Here is a 678-nt window from a genome sequence, read left to right on the forward strand (position 1 = left end):
TATCTAAAAGATTATTAATTACGATTATAATTAAACTACTCTATTTGTTTATCTCGATTTTCTTATTGGACATTTCATTTTCTAGAGATGTTTTCAGTTGTTCTTTGCTCATTATTAGAGCGGCCACAAATGCAAGCACCGTAGGAATGAGCGCCCACATAAAGGTATGAGCGATAGAAGAAGAAAGAACTCCTACAATTTTATCTAACACAGGTGCTGGGATATGAGCACGAGCCTCCGGCGCAAGAATTACGCGAGGATCGTTAAATGTTGGATTGTTGACCATTTGATCTTGTCCTGCAAAAATCTCCTTAAGTTTAGAAGAAAACTCGTCTCGTTGAATGATTCCAAAAATGGTAATACCAAGCGTCATGCCTAACGAGCGAATAAAAGAAACAGTCGAATTCACAGACCCTCTTTGTGCCGGCTCAAAATGATGAATTGCTGCGTTACTGAGAACTGAGAATGTTGCTCCAATTCCTAGTCCTGTAAGAATCATATAGATTGTAACTAAGAAACGACTTGTATCAGGACTCAACGTTGTTAGTAAGAATACACCTGCTCCTAGAATAATTGTAACGACAATCATAATGCTACGATAGCTTAATTTATTCATTAGAAAACCGCCGGTTGTGGCTGAAACGACAGAGCCTAACATCATCGGAAGCAGTACAAGAC

The 678-nt window shown here is 38.5% G+C and carries 1 protein-coding gene; it reads right to left on the reverse strand.

Annotated elements, in window-relative coordinates:
- Positions 1 to 40 precede the first annotated feature (40 nt).
- Positions 41 to 678 (reverse strand): MFS transporter (locus RB298_RS07095; RefSeq protein ID WP_486046560.1); only part of this gene is annotated, 638 nt, incomplete at its 5' end.

Origin of the sequence: Priestia sp. BR_2 (assembly GCF_041954005.1) — a bacterium.
GTDB lineage: Bacteria > Bacillota > Bacilli > Paenibacillales > Paenibacillaceae > Paenibacillus_AQ > Paenibacillus_AQ lautus_A.